Raw genomic sequence first — 16,921 nt, 5'->3', positions numbered from 1 at the left:
ACAGGTTATTATTTGTCTGCCGAATAAACTTTTGGCGGGTTCATTCCCTCAATATTTTTTGGTGTGAGGACCGAAAATGAAACTTTTCCATCAACTGCTGGTGGCCCCAGCTGCCCTGGGCCTTCTGGCACCTGTGGCTGCGAATGCCACTGAGCTCAATATCAACGGTGTGTCTGATTACGCCGCCAGCTCTGCATCGAACAGCCGCGAGCAAGTCACCAGCATCACTCAGTTTTCTGACGTTTACCCAACCGACTGGGCTTATCAGGCACTCAGCAACCTGATCGAGCGCTACGGCTGTGTTGCTGGTTATCCCAACGGCACCTACCGCGGTAACAGGGCGATGACCCGCTTTGAAGCGGCTGCTCTGTTGAACGCCTGTCTCGACCGCGTCACCGAAGTGACCGACGAGCTCAAGCGCCTGATGAAAGAGTTTGAAAAGGAACTCGCCATCCTCAAGGGCCGTGTTGACGGACTTGAGGCCCGCGTTGGCGAACTGGAAGCCACTCAGTTCTCCACCACTACCAAGTTGAAAGGCAAAAGCACTTTCGTGATTGGTGCTGTTAATGCTGGCGGAGACAGCCGGAAAGGTAGGGCTTACAAAGAGGGGGGAGGTGCTGACGCCTACAACAGCGAATACGGTGCTTTTACCTTCAATTATGACAACCGTTTAGTCTTTGATACCAGCTTCACAGGCAAAGATAAGTTACGTACTCGTCTTCGTACCGGTAACTTCGGGAATTCCGCATTTGGTGGTGCGGGCAGTAATTTAACTGCCCTGGATATCGCATCCAAGACAGATAATAGTGTCACTATTGATCGTCTGTATTATAAATTCCCGGTCGGTAAGGATTTCACATTCATTGCTGGTGCCCTGGCAAGGAATACCGAATCATTGGCAATGTGGCCTTCTAAGTACAATAAAGGTGGAGCAAAGATTCTCGATTTCTTTGCTGTAGCAGGTGTTCCAGGCGTTTATAACAAGGAAACAGGTCAGCTAATTGCTGCTTACTGGCAGCAAGATGTTGCGAAGGGCGATCCTGGTTTCAGCATTAGTGCCAACTATGTTGCAGATGATGGAGAGGGAAATAACTCTAATCCATCTGAAGGTGGTTTTATGACAGATAATTCTCGCGCCAACCTTCTTGCACAAATTGGTTGGGGTAATGGTCAATATGGTGCAGCTGCTGCTTATAGATATGGTCAGTGCAAGTCAGGCATGCGCCGCTCTACTTCTTTCGTAAAGGCCAATGACTTCAACCTCAAGTGTCAAGGTGGTAGCGATAGCCGCTCTTCCAATAGCTTCGCGCTAAATGCCTATTGGCAGCCAGAGGATCCTGGATTTATTCCTTCGATCTCTGTCGGTTGGGCGATCAATACAATTAATGGCGATAATATTGTAGATGGCAGCTACACCACTTCTCAGAGTTGGTTCACAGGTCTGAAGTGGGAAGATGCATTTATGGAGGGCAATGCCCTTGGCTTCGCCTTTGGTCAGCCTACATTCGCTACTGCACTTAAAGGTAGTGATACTCCTTATGATGGCAACTATGCTTTCGAGTTGTATTACAACTTCCAGGTGACGGATAACATTGCTATCACCCCAGCATTGTTCTATCTGTCTCGTCCTGAAGGGCAGCTTACCCAAAAAACAGTAACGAACGGAAGCGGCTATGACGGCCAGTTCAACATCTTTGGTGGATTGATTCAAACAACCTTTAAATTCTAAAGGTTGTTTGAGATTGGTCTTGATTTAGTTTGTTGATTTCAAAGCCCTTTGCTTAAGCAGAGGGCTTTTCTTTCCATCGATCTAGTCAGTGATGTTTTTATTTTCGTGATGCCATGTTGGTGAGGTGTCTCATTGTTGATGACTGGATTGAAGCTTTAGCACTTTTTTAATGTGTGGTGCATCATCGCTTTATGATTCGATGTTGCTCACTTGCTGTTTTGAGCCTCGTTCTAACTGCACTCTCACTGGATGTGGATTGGACGTGCAGAGCTATGGATGGTTGGCTAAACTGAATTTGATTCGGTTTGATGGAGTTTCTGAAGTGATCAAGTCTAGATGACATCAGATTTTTTCGACATTTCTAATGCCGCCCGTCTCTTGGTTGTTGATCAAGATCAAGAAACTCGTGAACTCATCTGTGGCGTTCTCAAAGAGGAGGGATTCGAGGTTAAAGCTTTGGCTGATGGATTGATTGCATGGGATCTTTTACAGCAGGAAGAGTTTGAGTTAATTATTCTTGATCGTAAGCTCCCCGGTGTCAGTGGCTTTGACCTTTGTAGAAAACTTCGAATGCAAAATAATCAATCTCTTGTTCTAATGACTAGTGGTTTAAATACGGAAGCTGATCGTGTTATGGGTCTTGAAGTTGGTGCAGACGACTATTTGATCAAGCCATTTGGATATCGTGAGTTTTTGGCTCGTTGCAGAGCCCTTTTGCGGCGCCATCCATCAAGTGGAGCGGCACCTATTTCTGCAAAGTTTGAATGCTGTGATCTCAAACTTTTTCCGGATGAATGTAGGGCTTCTCGAGATGGCTGTGATATTAAACTTTCACCTAAAGAATTTAAACTTTTAGAGTTGTTCATGCAGCACCCAAAGAGAGTGTGGAGTCGTGACGAATTGCTTGATCAGATTTGGGGTGTCGACTATATCGGTGACAAAAAGACGGTTGATGTTCATATTCGTTGGCTGCGTGAAAAAATTGAAGTCAATCCTTCTAGTCCAGCTAGGATCTTTACGGTTCGAGATTTTGGGTACCGCTTTTGCTGATTATATGTTGTTGAGGTTGTTGATTTAACTGCTAGATAATTGGTTTGGACGTTTAAAATGTTTTGTGTTTTCGCTTGCAATTTTTTTGTATTTATTTGGCTTGAATTGATCGATTGTTTTGCTGTTGGTGGTTGTTTGGTTTCGGGAGAAGACTTATAATCATCTTTTGTTGGCTATCATATTGAAGCCAACCACTCTCTTTGAGTTGACCTAATACCTTTGTGACGGTAACTCGGGTTGTGCTGACAGCACTTGCTATTTCCTGATGTGTAAGGCGTAAATCTAATTTTAGCCCTTGGTTGCATGGATTGCCATAATCTTCTGCTAATAACTCTAAAAAACTTTTTACACGATTTTCTACACCACGCAGTCCTAAAAGAGCAATGAGAGCTTCTGACTGATGGGTTCTTCTGATCATCGCCTTCATCAGATTGATGCCCAGATGAGGCGTTGAATTCACATCTTGAATCGATAGACCAAGCAAGTCGCAACGATCAAGCGTGGTGGCCTGGTAGAGGTCGAGTTGTGTTAGCGGATCACCAAAGGGTTCATTTGGACCTGCAATCGCAATTAACACATCATCACCTTGCTCATTCAGGCAGCTTAATTTCACGATGCCCCGTACAACAATCCAAATATGCTCTGGGAGCATAGGGATGTTGACCCCTGCATCGAAATGAATGGAGCGACGTCGATAGCTGTTCTCTAAATCTCCTAGAAAACCGCTGGAGCTGCTAGGGCTGCAAACCATTTCGCAGTGTGCTCGTGGTGTGAGATAAGGCTATGGAGCTGCATTCAGCACTGAGCAAAGAGTTGGTAATGGTTTGTTTAAGGGTCTTCGTCTCTAGCGCTGAGCCCTTGAATGGTCATCAATGTCGCTTTTATGCTCTGATCTTGATCTCTCGCCACCTGTCTGGATTGATCTTTACCTGCTCTGGGGAATCCTTTAACCCTTTCTAAACACACTTCGAGCTTGGGACGAGTAAGTGTGGATGGATTCTTTTTTTAGTTTCGATGCGTATTGGCATCAATGGTTTTGGCCGGATTGGTCGGCTTGTTTTTCGCGCATTATGGGGCCGTTCAGGCATCGAGATTGTTCATGTAAACGATTGCGCTGGTGACGCTGCTGCTGCTGCCCACCTTCTTCAATTCGACTCTGTACATGGGCGCTGGCATCCAGAGGTTCTGCCGCATCCAAATGGGTTTCTTATTGGCAATCAGTCAGTTCGGTTTAGCACAGAGAGTGATCCAGCTAGTGCGCCGTGGATTCTATCTAGGGTGGATATGCTACTGGAATGTAGTGGAAACTATAAGCAATCAGAATCACTTCAAAGGTTGTTAGATTCTTTAAAATTAAAGAGATTGCTTGTTGCTTGTCCCGTAAAAGGATCTGTTGATGGTGTTGAGATAATCAATGTTGTTTATGGGATTAATCATCAACTTTATGATCCAAATCTCAACAGAGTTGTTACGGCTGCCTCTTGTACTACTAACTGTTTAGCACCGATTGTTCAGGTCATTCATAACAGTTTTGGGATTAAGCATGGCTCAATTACGACCTTGCATGACGTCACCAATACCCAGGTTGTTGTGGATGCTTTTCATCATGACTTGCGACGTGCTCGTTCCTGCATGCAAAGTCTGATCCCCACAACGACTGGTTCAGCAAAGGCGATCGGCCTAATTTTTCCTGAATTAGAGGACAAGCTGAATGGTCATGCGGTGCGTGTGCCTCTCTTAAATGCTTCCCTCACTGATGCAGTGTTTGAATTGGAGAAGGATGTGACGATAGAGGATGTTAATGGAGCCTTTGAAACGGCTGCCAATGGTGATCTTCGCGGCATTCTTGGTTATGAAACCCGCCCGTTGGTGTCAGTCGATTATGTGAATGACAACCGAAGCACTATTGTTGATGCGTTGTCAACGATGGTTGTTAACCGTACGCAAGTAAAGGTTTATGCCTGGTATGACAATGAGTGGGGGTACAGTTCACGCATGGCTGATCTGGCCATTCATATAGCTTCTCTCGAGGAATGAGGCTCTCTTCACTGCAGCAATATAGCATCGTGACTGCTAATTATTGGGCGTTTACGCTCACTGATGGAGCGTTGCGTATGTTGGTTCTGTTTCATTTTCACGAGCTTAGATATTCCACACTTGAAATTGCCTTTCTGTTTCTCTTTTATGAGTTTTTTGGGATCCTAACGAATCTTTATGGTGGTTTGATTGGTGCTCGGTCTGGACTGCGTTTCACGTTGTGGGTTGGCACGTTGCTGCAGATCTTTGCGTTGTTGATGTTGATCCCTGTTGCTGCCAGCTGGCCAAAGTTGTTGAGTGTGACCTATGTGATGGTCGCTCAGGCGGTTAGCGGTATCGCGAAGGATCTCAACAAAATGAGTGCTAAAAGTGCTATTAAGGTTGTGGTTCCCGTTCATGATGATGTTCAGACCGGGGATCTACAACTTTTTAAATGGGTTGCCATTCTTACTGGATCCAAAAATGCTCTCAAGGGGGTTGGTTTTTTTCTTGGTGGTTTGCTTTTAACCTCTTTTGGTTTCAATTTTGCCGTTGGTTTGTTGGCAGCAGGTTTGGCATTGGCATTCCTGCCAACCTTGGCTTTGCCAGGGGATTTTGGACAGATGAAGGATGAGCCTTCTTTGTCGTCCCTCTTCTCCAAATCCCAAGGAATCAATGTCTTGTCATTGGCTCGTTTTTTCTTGTTTGGTGCCAGAGATGTCTGGTTTGTGGTGGCTTTGCCCGTTTTTCTAGAGGCCTCTTTGGGCTGGAGCTTCTGGGAAATTGGAGGCTTTTTAGGCCTTTGGGTGATCGGTTACGGCATTGTTCAGGGTTCTGCTCCTGGATTGCGTCGTCTTTGGGGAAAGACCACTCCACCTGGGGTTTCCTCTGTGCAGTTTTGGAGTGCCCTATTAACGGCGATACCGGCTCTCATCGCGATTGCTCTTTGGCGTGAAGTCGATGTGTCGGTTGCTATCACTGCTGGATTGACTGCGTTTGGTGTTGTTTTTGCAATGAACTCCTCCATTCACTCCTACATGGTTCTGTCTTATACCGATTCCGAAAACGTAAGCCTCAACGTTGGCTTCTATTACATGGCGAATGCCGCTGGACGTTTAACGGGTACTTTGCTGTCAGGAGCTATTTTTCTTGTCGGAGGTATGCAGGCTTGCTTGTGGATGTCTTGCCTTCTTGTGGGATTGGCATTTTTGAGCAGTTGTAAATTGCCTTATCCGTCTAGACAATCCATGCAGCCACTTTAGTTTCTATTGTGGCTGCTTTTGATTTGCTTGCCATTGGATGTCTTGTGGCATTGTTGCTGCTCATGATGCACTTTGTGTGGGTCGTCATTATTTCCTACTTCACATTGAATAAAAAAAGGGGGAGAACGACTCTCCCCCCTCTTATTTTATCCTGACAAGTCGCTCAACTAAGGATTATTCCTTGATGGTTGCAACTGCTTCTTTGGCTTTACTAATGACTTCTGGAGGAAGTGAAACATAGCCAAGTTCAGGAGCTTTGGACTGGGCCTCGTCCGAGAGCATGTAGTTAAAGGTCTTCTGAAGAAGAGGTAACTTTTCAGCATTTTCGTTGGCATAGGCCAGCACCCAAGTGAACGTCACGATTGGATATCCACCCATAGGGTTTGGATTGCCACCGATCAGATCTGGACCGAGATCGATGGATCCCAGCGCTTCACTGGCCGTTTTGTTCGTGGGGACAACTTTTTCGCCTGAGCCATTTTGCACAGCCGCTGCTTGGAGATCCCCTTTCACATAGGCCAGCTCGACGTAGCCAATGCCACCATCGATTTGTTGAAGTTGAGCAGACACACCTTCATTTCCTTTGGCTCCAATTCCCGAAGGCCATTGGACAGATTTGTCAGCGCCTACATTGTCTTTCCATTCAGGACTAATTGCTGAAAGGTGTTTGGTGAAGTTGTAGTTGGTTCCGGATCCATCCGAGCGATGCACAATTTTGATCGCTTTTGAATCGCATCCGAGTTCACTGTAGTTTTTGATCGAGCCTAAGAAGATGCCGGCTAATTGATCTTGTGACAGCTTTAGCTCACAGCCTGCATTGTTGTATGCAACGGCGATAGCACCAGCTGTCATTGGGATCTGCACGACACCACGACTCACTTTTGCAATGGCTTCGGGTTTCATTGGCTTGTCAGAAGCCCCGAAGTCCACTGTGCCGGCAGTGAATTGGCGTACACCTGCCCCAGAACCTACGGATTGATAATTGACTTGGATTCCCTGCGGCGCTAAGTCCGAAAACCAACGCTGATAAATCGCTGCTGGAAAGGAAGCTCCTGCTGCCGATAGACTCCCTTCAATGTTGCTTTTGCTGTTTTCTGTGCTCGTACACGCTGCAAGGCTGAGGCCTGCAGCCACGCCCATAAGAGCGATGGATGAGCGAATCGGGAAAGGGCGACGCATGCTGTGCAATCACTGCCCGCTTGTTTTAAATGCTGATCTTCATTACCAATTAAAGGATGCATTAAGGACTGGTTATCAGTTCCCTCAGTTTCTGCTTTTTTGAAGCAGTGAGATCTCAACAATGGATCCGGATGGTCATGCGTTGGGCGTGTCTTGAAGCTGATTGGTTTTGTAGTTTTGAGGGCAAATCAAGCGCGTTGCGACGGAATAGCGATTGAGCCAACGATTGACTCGGATGCGCTGCATTGGAGGGACTTCCTCTAGCAACTGTGAAAGTTCAATCGCTCCAAGCCGCCTTAATTCACGAACATCCACGTGCCAAAGAGATTCCGCTTCTCGGATTAAACGAGCCCAAGTGCGCACCTGTTGCCAGCGCCGCAGGCGACGCCGCAAGGGATCCATGCTCCGGAATTCGCAGTGGCTGAGAGGTCTCTGCACGCTGAGCCGTAGTTAGAGAACAACCGTACTGACAGCCTGATGCCGCGGACCTTCTTCGTGAAAAATCCCCTATGTGGCTTCGGATTGCTGAAACAAAACTGGATGCTTGGCTTCAAACCGCGTCTTGAGCCACCACTGGAAAAGGCAGTTCTGCTGCTTCTCGTGCGCTCAGACGTCTTGTCCAGGCCCCCTTCACGGGGTCATTCCAGCGGAATCCCGCTTCACGAGCGAGTTGGCGATCGTCGTAGGACACCTGCGCTCGCATCAGGGAACGGGGTTCCCGTCCTCGTTCAATCAGCTTTTCAAGTTGATCGCAACGGCGGAATACTTCGGCTAAATAGATGCAATCGGTCAGTGCGCGATGGGCTGCCCAAACTGGAATCTCGTAGGCGAGGGCCAAGTCTCGAACGGAAGGGCGGGGCCTGAGTTGTTTTTCGGCAGGCCAACGGATGTCCTCCATGCTGCAGAGCCAAGGACGATCGGTGGCAGGAAGAGACCCTCTGCCAAACCACTGCTGGTCGAAGGCTGCGTTGTGTGCCACCAGTAGGTCGGCTGCGTTCAGCAATTCCTGGAAGTAGTCCAGCCCTGGTTTCCAGGGTTGGGGCAGACGTGTAACGGCGGCTGGGATGCGGTTGATAGCCTCCGCCGCATTGGAATCAACGGGCAAGAGGCAGGACATCTGGGCCAAGATCTGCCGGCTTGGTACATCAAACAAAATCGCCCCGATCTCAAGGCAGTGATGCTCTTCAGGCTCTAAGCCAGAGGTTTCCGTATCGAGGATCAACAGGGTGTGCGCTGGGGAGGGATCGCCTGCTTCTCCTTCTGGTACGGGGAGAGGTTGCGGCTCCTCCATCTCAAATTCACCCAGAAGATTCAACTGACCAGGAACAGCCCCCGACTCCATCACTGCAGCTCGTTCATTCTTAAAACCATTCTCCCGTCTAGGCCTAGGTGCTTCCTAGGGTGCCTGAAATTCTTGATTTACCCCATGGCTCTCACGATCGGAGACCGGGCACCAGAGATTGCCCTCGAAGATCAAGACGGCGTGATGCGACGTCGCGAAGAGTTGCAAGGCAAGGTGTTGGTGTTGTTTTTCTATCCCAAAGACGACACCCCTGGATGTACGGCAGAAGCTTGTGCTTTTCGCGATATCCATTCCTCACTCGAGGCCCTTGGTGCTGTGGTTTGGGGTGTGAGCAGCGACGATGCCGTGAGCCATCGCAAATTCGCTCAGCGTTATCAGTTGCCGTTCCCCCTCCTCAGTGATCAGGGGCAGCAGCTACGCACGCGTTTTGGGGTTCCCAAAGTTCTGGGATTGCTTCCAGGACGGGTGACCTATGTGATCGATGCCGAGGGAACGATTCGCCATATTTTCAACAACATGCTTGATGGTCCGGCGCACGTGCGTGAAGCCGAGCGGATCGTGAAGGAGCTGTCCAAAGCATGAGCCGCTGGCAGCGACAACAGGGCTGTTGGTGCCTCTGGCCTGCTTCCGCAAAAGGGTTGGTTGAATTTATTGGGGGGAGCTACCTAGCCACCAATCCCCAGATCAGTTACCGACGGTTGTTGGAAGGGTTGGCGGCTCGTCAGCTTGCGGTTCACGCCTGGAGTTACGTCCCTGGGTTTGATCATCAACTGCAGGCGCGGGAGGGTTGGCAGGCCTTACGCGCCTGTCGATCAGCGCTTCATCGGCGCTTAGGCAAAGATCTTGTTCCGGTCCGTGTGGGCCACAGCTTGGGCTGCAAGCTGCATTTGTTGGCCCCGGACGGAGGGAGAAACAGTCTGGCGATGGCCGCTTTGAGTTTCAACAACTTCACCGCTGAACGCTCGATTCCTCTGCTTGGCACATTGGCGCCAAGCCTTGGCGTGGTGACGGAATTCAGCCCTGGACCTGAGGAAACTCTGCGCTTGATCGAACGTTATTACCTCCAGCCCCACAACCTGGTGATCCGCTTTGGGGCTGATCAGTTGGATCAGAGCCAGGACTTGATGCAGGCGTTAAGCAATCGTTCCGGTGATCAAAGTCAGTTTGTACCCATGAAGGGAGATCACCTCACCCCTGCCAGTGCTGGCCTTCGACAGGGGCTCCTGGGGGACTGGGCCGATGATCCGTCTAGAGCCAGGGTGATCGGAGAACTGATTCAATCCATTGGCAACGTGGGACTCGGTATTGAACGTCAGCGATGATTGAGAAAGCTCTTCTCAGATCGTTGTGAGCGACAACAAAACACAAAACGTTCTTCTTCAGATTGCGCGATGCATCGCTCTGAGTGATGGCAGCATTTCTGATGAGGAAGATCGTTTGCTCAAAGACTTGCCTGGGCGCCTCTATCTCGAGGAAGCCACCCCTGATGACAGGCCCAATCGGCCACAGAGTTTGACAGAGCTCGCCACGTTGCTGACAAATCACACCGATCAGTGCACAGCGGTGAGAGTGGCTTGCTTGGTGGCAGGCGTGTCAAGGAATCCAGGCGATGAATCGGATATCAATCCAAAAGAGCGTTTGGCTTATCGCGAGTTGATTGAAGCTCTTCAAGTTTCGGACGAAGAATTAAGTGAAATTCAATGGGCTGCAAAAGAGGAGCTCCAACAGAAGCGTTCGCTTCTCAACGTGATTTTGGACGCCATTTATGGAAAGGATGGATGGCCCGATCAAGCGCTTCTACCACCAGATTTCCCGATGATTTAAGTGGTCTCCCATGCAGCAAAAGCCAAGGCTGCTCCTGCATGGGTTGGTTGGCTTTAGCTGCGTAAACGATCAAGAACGGAGCGATCTTCCAGCGTGCTGGTATCGCCAGTGACCTCCTCACCGGCCGCGAGAGCGCGCAGAATCCGGCGCATGATCTTGCCACTACGCGTTTTAGGCAAGGCATCGCTGCAGCGAATCTCGTCTGGCCTTGCAATCGGACCAATTTCCTTCCCAACATGGGCTCGGAGTTCTGCAACGAGGGCGTCGCTGGACTCTCGTCCAAGTTCCAACGTGACGAAGGCGACGATGCCCTCACCCTTGAGATCATCGGGCCGACCGACCACGGCGGCTTCAGCGACGGAGGGATGGCTTACCAAGGCCGATTCGATTTCCATCGTGCCCAGACGGTGGCCAGAGACGTTGATCACGTCATCCACACGCCCCATCACCCAGAAATAGCCGTCGTCATCCCGGCGTGCCCCATCACCAGCGAAGTAAAGGTGCGATCCATCTGCAGGACGAATCGCTTCCCAGTAACTCTCTCGGAAACGTTGGGGATTTCCATGAACGGTGCGCATCATTCCTGGCCAGGGCGCTCGCACCGCCAGGTACCCGCCTTCGTTGGGTCCACAGCTATTGCCCTCTGCATCGATGATGTCGGCTTGAATCCCAGGCAAGGGCAAGGTGGCAGAGCCAGGCTTGGTGGGGGTTGCTCCCGGAAGGGGGCTGATCATCACGCCACCGGTTTCGGTTTGCCACCAGGTGTCGACGATGGGGCAGCGCTCACCGCCCACCACATCGCGATACCACATCCAGGCTTCAGGATTGATCGGCTCCCCGACGGTGCCAAGCAGGCGGAGGCTGCTCATGTCGTATTGATCTGGTACCGCACGGCCACTCCTCATAAAGGCACGAATGGCCGTTGGAGCGGTGTAGAAAATGCTGATGCGATGTTTCTGGATCAGCTCCCAGAATGCGCCTGGCTTGGAGGGTCGAGGAGCACCCTCGTACATCACGGTGGTGGCGCCGTTCGACAGTGGCCCGTAGACGATGTAGCTGTGTCCGGTGATCCAGCCGACATCGGCTGTGCACCAAAACACATCGTCGTCACGGATGTCGAAGATCCATTGAAACGTCAGATGGGCCCAGAGGTTGTAACCCGCGGTGGTGTGGACCACCCCTTTGGGTTTTCCTGTTGAGCCAGAGGTGTAAAGCACAAACAACCTGTCTTCGCTCGCCATCGGCTCAGCGATGCAGGCTTCGGATTGATTGGCGACGATTTCGTGCCACCACTGATCTCGCCCAGGCACCATCTCCACCGCTTGGTCGGTGCGTTTCACGACGAGCACTGACTTCACCGTTGGGCAAGCACCATCGGCAAGCGCTGCATTCACCGCAGGCTTCAGCGACACGGGCTTGTCCTTACGGAAACCGCCATCAGCGGTGATCACCGCTTTCACTTCACCATCGATGAGGCGATCACGCAGGGCTTCCGCTGAGAAGCCACCAAACACCACGGAGTGCGGAGCGCCAATGCGCGCACAGGCCAGCATCGCGATGGCGGCCTCCGGCACCATGGGCATGTACAGAGCGACAAGGTCGCCTTTGCCAATTCCCATGGCCTTGAGGGCGTTGGCCGCACGGCACACCTCAGCATGCAGCTCCTGGTAGGTGAAGGTGCGCACATCCCCGGGCTCGCCCTCCCAGATCAGGGCTGTCTTGTTGGCCTTGGGTCCATTGAGATGCCGGTCAAGACAGTTGTAGGAAAGATTGGTCGTCCCCCCCTCAAACCAGCGCGCAAAGGGAGGGTTGTCCCAGTTGAGAACGGTGTGAAACGGTTCAAACCAGTGCAGTTCACGCCGTGCTGCGTCTCCCCAGAACGTGTCTGGATCAGATTTGGCCGCTTCAGCTAGAGCGAGATAGGACTCCATCCCAGAAATTCGCGCATCCCTGGCGAGATCCGCTGGTGGATCAAAGACCCGTTGTTCTTGAAGCACGCTCTCAATGGTGGAACCCTCACTCATCGCCTGCTGCTCAAATGCACTGACAGCACAACAATATCGACGCTTTCTGCATCCGCACCAGTCGCGTTGTCAGAATCCACAGAACAGTGATCAGGCAACGATGCCAAAGGCTGGATCCTTGTCAGCACCAAAAGCATGCCTGTTTGATCTTGATGGTCTCCTGCTGGATACCGAACCGTTGCAGGCAGAGGCTTGGAAAGCAGCGGCAGCGTGCTTCAACGGATCCCTCTCGACGCAGCAACTTCAACAGCTGAAGGGACGTCGCCGGGATGACAATGCCAACTTGGTTTGCTCATGGTTGAAGCAGTCAGTCATAGCGGAGCAACTCCTAAAAGCGCGGGAGCCCATTGCCAAGCGTTTAGTCGCTGAGGCTCCAGCGGTTCCGGGCGCTGAGCAACTGATCCGGTTTTGCAGTTCCCAGCATTTGCCCATGGTGCTGGTCACCAGCAGCAAGGAGGCATCGCTGCTCTACAAAATCACCGGCCACCCTTGGTTGGATTTAATTCAAAGCCGTGTGTTGGGCGATGACATGGACCTGCGTGCAGGAAAACCAGCTCCTGATCCCTATCTGCTAGCAACCCAAAGGCTGGGGTTGTCTCCCAGTGATTGCTGGGTCTTTGAGGATTCACACGCGGGTTGTCAGTCGGCCTTAGCGGCAGGCTGTTGGGTCTGGCAGTTGGTCGAAACGCTCAGTGAAAACGCTGTAATCCAACCCCCTGCGATGCAACATCCTCGTTTAACGCTCATCACCAGCTTGGGCCAGGGAGAGGAGCAACTCCGGCACAGCCTCAGTACAGACGGCTAAGCACGAAATCTGGTAGCTCCAGCAAGGCAGACCGTGATGGGGATTCGGGCATCCAATCCAAGGCTTCGCGGGCTTCGCGCGCAAACGTTTTGGCCAGTTCTCGGGTGCGAGGAATGGCTTCTGACTCGCGAACCAACGCCAAAGCGGTTTCAAGATCACCCTCTTCACTGAATTCGCGTTCAATCAAACCGGACAGAGCAGGACGCTCTTCCAGGGCGTAAAGAGCGGGAGCTGTGAGATAACCGCTGGATAAATCACTGGCTGCCGGCTTTCCGAGCTGTTGATCACTGCCAGTGAAATCGAGGATGTCATCCACAACCTGGAAAGCCAGACCCAGCTGCCGGCCGTAGTGATACAAAGACTCAAGCTGAGGCTCCGACAAGTCGCTTAAAATACCAGCCGCTTTGGCGCTGTTCGCAATCAATGAAGCTGTTTTGCAGTAACTTTTTTCGAAATAGGTTTCAAAGGATTGGCCCGTGTCGAAGCGAAACAGGCCTTGTTTCACTTCCCCATCAGCGAGATCCATGATCACACGACTCAGCAATTTAACGACATCCAGGTTGTCGAGATTCGCTAGGTGCCAACTCGCCTGAGCGAACAGGAAGTCACCAGCGAGAACGGCCACTCTGTAATTGAATCGGCTGTGGACGGTCTCAACGCCCCGTCGTGTTGAGGCTTCATCCACAACATCGTCGTGAACGAGCGAAGCGGTGTGGATCATCTCCGTGATCTCTGCCAGACGTCGATGGCGTGAGCTCAACTCTCCGTCTGCGGAAAGCGCCCTCGAAATCAGCAACACGATTCCAGGTCTGAGGCGCTTCCCTCCAGCGCTGAAAAGATGTTCAGCAGCTGCTTGGAGAATCGGATGACCGGCTCCTATCAAGCTGCGGAGGTCGCTTAGCAGGATCTCAAGATCCGCCTCGACCGGCTGCAGCAACTCGGTGACGGTGGCCATGAATCCCCTCGGTACAAAGATCCTAGGAAATGCAGACCTATGGCTGCAGATTCACCAGATCAACGCAAGGCCTTTGCCCCAGCCAAGCCGTGGCTCTCTCGGCAAACCCTGCGGCGTCTTTTGTGACGCAAAGATGCGTTGCGGCCAGTGATACCGGCTGATTATGACTTCCTGGTAAGGGATGGCCAAGAAAGGCATCGAGTTGGGTGGCGACGGCGACAGCTGGGTCGATCAGACGCATGTGAGGGGGCAATAAGTTCGCGAGCAGTGGCACCAGCAGGGGGTAATGGGTGCAACCAAGCACCACCGAATCAACCGAGGCTTCAAGCAAGGGCTGGAGGTATCGAATCGCCGCTTCGCGCAGTTCATCGGAACCGAGATCTCCGGCCTCGATCAGCGGAACAAAATCAGGACAGGCCTGTTGAACCACCAAGGTTCCTGGATGGAGCGCCTCGATGCTCTCCCGATAGGCGCCTGAGGCCACCGTTGCTGGGGTCGCGAGAACGCCCACTCTCGACTCTTTCACGAGGGCAGCGGCAGCGCCAATCAGCCCTACAACGGGAACGCCGGCTTGCCCCTCGGTGACATCTCTGGCGAGAGCATTGGTGGTGTTGCAGGCCATCACAACGGTGGAGACCTCTTGGACTCGCAACCAGGCCACCACTTCAGCGGCAATCGAACGGATTTCTGAAGGAGACCGACTGCCGTAGGGAACACGGGCGGTGTCGCCTAAGTAGGTCACCGGCACGGCACCGTGACGCTCCAGGATTCTGCGCAAGACGGTGAGCCCGCCAATGCCACTGTCAAACAGTCCGAGACGAATGGTCAACGCACTCCTTTCAGATAGTCGAGGATGCCGGTGGCAAGGGCTAAAGCCAGCCTCTGACGGTGGGACGAGGTGGCCAGGCGCGGAGAATCAATGTTGCCAGTGACGAATCCCATCTCCACGAGCGCTGCTGGCATTGTGGTGCGCCTAATCACAAAAAATCGACCTCGCTTCACACCTCGATTCGGGCTGCCGGGCGACACATTTAGCATTTGCTGCTGAAGGTGAGCGGCCAAGCGGGCTGAACGACGGTCGGAGTAGAAAAACGTCTCAATCCCGTTCACATCAGGCCTGGCCATGCTGATCGCATTGGCATGAATGCTGACGAAAGCATCCGCACCAGCCCGATTGGCAATTGAAACCCGAGGCGGAAGATCGACATCCACTTCGGCTGTTCGCGTCATGATCACCTGGACCCCCTTGGCTTCCAGTAATCGAGCGACTTGCAGGGAGATATCGAGAACGATTTCACTTTCCCTGATCCCTCGGATTCCCACAGCGCCGGGATCGGGACCACCATGGCCTGGGTCGATAACGACGCGATATTTGCCTCGGGTCACGGTGGGTAAGCCCGCCGCATTCACTGGAGTTTTGCTGGGTTGGATGCGTAGGCCACCCGCCCAGGACCCAGAGGATGCACGGTTGAGATCTCCTTCCCCGATCGGCCTTAACCCTGTGGTGGAAAGCCCTTGAAAGCTGAGCTTCCAGCGATTGGAAGCGGTACCGATCAATTTCAATTGACTGGGATCGAGATCGACCCCTGGCTGAAACTCGATCACCAATCGGGTTTCACCTGCGCTCGGTTTGCCAAGCCGAATTTCGCGAACGGGGCCGGAACCGGGCAGGCTTCTCGATCGACTGAGCTCACCTGGAAAATCGATCCACACCCTTGGACCGCGGTTGCGATCCCCGGCTTCGAAGAAGGCTTGAAGTCGCGCACCCGCCGCGGTGCGCAGCAGGAGCTCCCCTGAAGAACTGAGTTTCCAGGCTGCCAGGGCACTGGCGGCTTGGGCCGGCAGGCTGAGAAGCAGGGATGACGCTTGGACAGCCGCCGCAAGAACGAGCGCACTGAAGCGGAAGGTCAGCGGAGCCATGCCCTTCAGAACAGCGAGGGTTGGCGGTGCTGCAGGCTCGGCATCTGCCCGCGAATGCGCTGGAGATGGCTGGGGTCAATGGGAGCGATGGCGGCCCCTGGAGCCACCCCGGCATCGGACAACATCGTGCCCCAAGGATCCACCACCAGGGAATGCCCGTGGCTCTGTCGTCGCTTGTAGTGCACGCCTGTCTGGGCTGGAGCCAGGACGTAGGCCGTGTTTTCGATCGCCCGTGATTGGAGCAAAACTTGCCAATGGTCCTTCCCTGTGAAGGCTGTGAAGGCAGCGGGAATCATTAACAACTCAGCTCCGGCTCCAACCAGGTGGCGATAGAGCTCAGGGAAGCGCACGTCGTAGCAAATGGACAGCCCCACCCGACATAGACCAGGCACATCCACGACGGGAGGGGGGGATGTGCCTGGGCTGAAGCTCGCTGATTCTCGGTAGGAGCTCCCGTCTGGGAGGTCCACATCAAAGAGGTGGATTTTGTCGTAACTAGCCAGCACTTGTCCGTCACGGCCTACCAGCTGTGACCTTTGAAAGTGGCGTTGGCCATCACCGACGGGAACGGGGAAGCCACCACCCAGGATCACGACCTGATAGCGACGGGCCATGGTGACCAGAAAGCGCGCTGCCTGTTCAGCCAATGCCGGTGCCAGTTCGAGTCGCTGCGCGTCGTCACCCATAAAGGCAAAGTTTTCGGGCAAAGCGATCAGCTCTGCGCCACGACGCGCCGCCAAATCGATCTGCTCTTCAGCGGCTGCAAAATTGCTTTCAGGGTCAGTTGTGCTGGTGAGTTGAAGGGCCGCAGCCAAAAAGTCACTCACGTGCGTTCTTTCCGATTGGCAAATGGT

17 protein-coding genes are annotated in these 16,921 nt (G+C 52.4%); 8 read left to right on the top strand and 9 right to left on the bottom strand.

Translation table 11 applies throughout. The annotated features are described in order from the left end of the window. Nucleotides 1-76 precede the first annotated feature (76 nt). Complete coding sequence (locus tag SynROS8604_RS08520; protein WP_186543653.1) at nucleotides 77-1,729, top strand: iron uptake porin; 1,653 nt, start codon at nucleotides 77-79, stop codon at nucleotides 1,727-1,729. A 336-nt stretch (nucleotides 1,730-2,065) separates the two neighbouring features. Further along, nucleotides 2,066-2,779 (top strand): response regulator transcription factor, encoded by a 714-nt coding sequence (locus SynROS8604_RS08515; protein WP_186543652.1) that lies wholly within the window; start codon nucleotides 2,066-2,068, stop codon nucleotides 2,777-2,779. Nucleotides 2,780-2,870: 91 nt separating this feature from the next. Here SynROS8604_RS08515 and SynROS8604_RS08510 read toward each other — a convergent pair whose 3' ends face one another. Next, nucleotides 2,871-3,431, bottom strand: coding sequence for a Crp/Fnr family transcriptional regulator (locus SynROS8604_RS08510; protein WP_370586495.1), 561 nt, complete (start codon nucleotides 3,429-3,431; stop codon nucleotides 2,871-2,873). Nucleotides 3,432-3,793: 362 nt separating this feature from the next. Here SynROS8604_RS08510 and SynROS8604_RS08505 point away from each other — a divergent pair, with 362 nt between their 5' ends. Further along, nucleotides 3,794-4,816 (top strand): ArsJ-associated glyceraldehyde-3-phosphate dehydrogenase, encoded by a 1,023-nt coding sequence (locus SynROS8604_RS08505; RefSeq protein WP_186543650.1) that lies wholly within the window; start codon nucleotides 3,794-3,796, stop codon nucleotides 4,814-4,816. Continuing rightward, a complete protein-coding gene (gene arsJ / locus SynROS8604_RS08500) occupies nucleotides 4,813-6,057 on the top strand; it encodes an organoarsenical effux MFS transporter ArsJ (protein ID WP_186543649.1) in 1,245 nt (414 codons plus the stop codon). The genes SynROS8604_RS08505 and arsJ overlap by 4 nt, the downstream gene beginning before the upstream one ends. A 174-nt stretch (nucleotides 6,058-6,231) precedes the next feature. Here the strand turns inward: arsJ and pstS are convergent, their stop codons facing one another. The 3 genes from pstS to SynROS8604_RS08485 all read right to left on the bottom strand — a co-directional run bounded on the left by pstS (nucleotide 6,232) and on the right by SynROS8604_RS08485 (nucleotide 8,578). Beyond that, complete coding sequence (gene pstS / locus SynROS8604_RS08495) at nucleotides 6,232-7,236, bottom strand: phosphate ABC transporter substrate-binding protein PstS (protein WP_186543648.1); 1,005 nt, start codon at nucleotides 7,234-7,236, stop codon at nucleotides 6,232-6,234. Between the two features lie 135 nt (nucleotides 7,237-7,371). Beyond that, entirely contained in the window at nucleotides 7,372-7,638 is a 267-nt protein-coding gene (locus tag SynROS8604_RS08490; protein ID WP_186545901.1) for a hypothetical protein, read from the bottom strand. Nucleotides 7,639-7,786: 148 nt separating this feature from the next. Next, nucleotides 7,787-8,578, bottom strand: a complete 792-nt coding sequence (locus tag SynROS8604_RS08485) for a 3'-5' exonuclease (RefSeq protein WP_186543647.1) — start codon at nucleotides 8,576-8,578, stop codon at nucleotides 7,787-7,789. Nucleotides 8,579-8,662: 84 nt separating this feature from the next. Between SynROS8604_RS08485 and SynROS8604_RS08480 the strand changes: the two genes are divergently transcribed. From SynROS8604_RS08480 to SynROS8604_RS08470, 3 genes are read left to right on the top strand one after another with little or no spacing between them, the layout of a single operon-like run. Continuing rightward, nucleotides 8,663-9,121, top strand: a complete 459-nt coding sequence (locus SynROS8604_RS08480; protein ID WP_186543646.1) for a peroxiredoxin — start codon at nucleotides 8,663-8,665, stop codon at nucleotides 9,119-9,121. Continuing rightward, nucleotides 9,118-9,861 carry a DUF1350 family protein gene (locus SynROS8604_RS08475; protein ID WP_186543645.1) on the top strand — a complete coding sequence of 248 codons (744 nt, stop codon included), beginning with the start codon at nucleotides 9,118-9,120 and terminating at the stop codon, nucleotides 9,859-9,861. The genes SynROS8604_RS08480 and SynROS8604_RS08475 overlap by 4 nt, the downstream gene beginning before the upstream one ends. A gap of 25 nt (nucleotides 9,862-9,886) precedes the next feature. After that, a complete protein-coding gene (locus tag SynROS8604_RS08470) occupies nucleotides 9,887-10,363 on the top strand; it encodes a TerB family tellurite resistance protein (RefSeq protein WP_186543644.1) in 477 nt (158 codons plus the stop codon). Nucleotides 10,364-10,416: 53 nt separating this feature from the next. On the opposite strand, the gene acs is transcribed toward SynROS8604_RS08470, so the two are convergent. Next, nucleotides 10,417-12,387: an acetate--CoA ligase gene (gene acs, locus SynROS8604_RS08465; protein WP_186543643.1), complete on the bottom strand. Its 1,971-nt coding sequence runs from the start codon at nucleotides 12,385-12,387 to the stop codon at nucleotides 10,417-10,419. A 100-nt stretch (nucleotides 12,388-12,487) separates the two neighbouring features. Between acs and SynROS8604_RS08460 the strand changes: the two genes are divergently transcribed. Continuing rightward, a complete protein-coding gene (locus tag SynROS8604_RS08460; RefSeq protein ID WP_186543642.1) occupies nucleotides 12,488-13,192 on the top strand; it encodes an HAD family phosphatase in 705 nt (234 codons plus the stop codon). Here SynROS8604_RS08460 and sds read toward each other — a convergent pair. The 4 genes from sds to SynROS8604_RS08440 are packed head-to-tail and all read right to left on the bottom strand — an operon-like array spanning nucleotide 13,176 to nucleotide 16,894. Next, nucleotides 13,176-14,147 (bottom strand): solanesyl diphosphate synthase, encoded by a 972-nt coding sequence (gene sds / locus SynROS8604_RS08455; RefSeq protein WP_186543641.1) that lies wholly within the window; start codon nucleotides 14,145-14,147, stop codon nucleotides 13,176-13,178. The genes SynROS8604_RS08460 and sds overlap by 17 nt on opposite strands. Nucleotides 14,148-14,184: 37 nt before the next feature. Continuing rightward, nucleotides 14,185-14,976, bottom strand: a complete 792-nt coding sequence (gene murI / locus SynROS8604_RS08450; protein WP_186543640.1) for a glutamate racemase — start codon at nucleotides 14,974-14,976, stop codon at nucleotides 14,185-14,187. After that, a complete protein-coding gene (locus SynROS8604_RS08445; protein ID WP_186543639.1) occupies nucleotides 14,973-16,067 on the bottom strand; it encodes an N-acetylmuramoyl-L-alanine amidase in 1,095 nt (364 codons plus the stop codon). The genes murI and SynROS8604_RS08445 overlap by 4 nt, the downstream gene beginning before the upstream one ends. 5 nt (nucleotides 16,068-16,072) lie before the next feature. Then, nucleotides 16,073-16,894 carry a carbon-nitrogen hydrolase family protein gene (locus SynROS8604_RS08440; protein WP_186543638.1) on the bottom strand — a complete coding sequence of 274 codons (822 nt, stop codon included), beginning with the start codon at nucleotides 16,892-16,894 and terminating at the stop codon, nucleotides 16,073-16,075. Nucleotides 16,895-16,921: the final 27 nt, after the last annotated feature.

It is taken from the genome of Synechococcus sp. ROS8604 (assembly GCF_014279655.1).
In the GTDB taxonomy this organism is placed as follows: Bacteria; Cyanobacteriota; Cyanobacteriia; order PCC-6307; family Cyanobiaceae; genus Synechococcus_C.
Note: the sequence above shows the minus strand (reverse complement) of the source record. Positions and strands in the feature narration are given on the sequence as shown.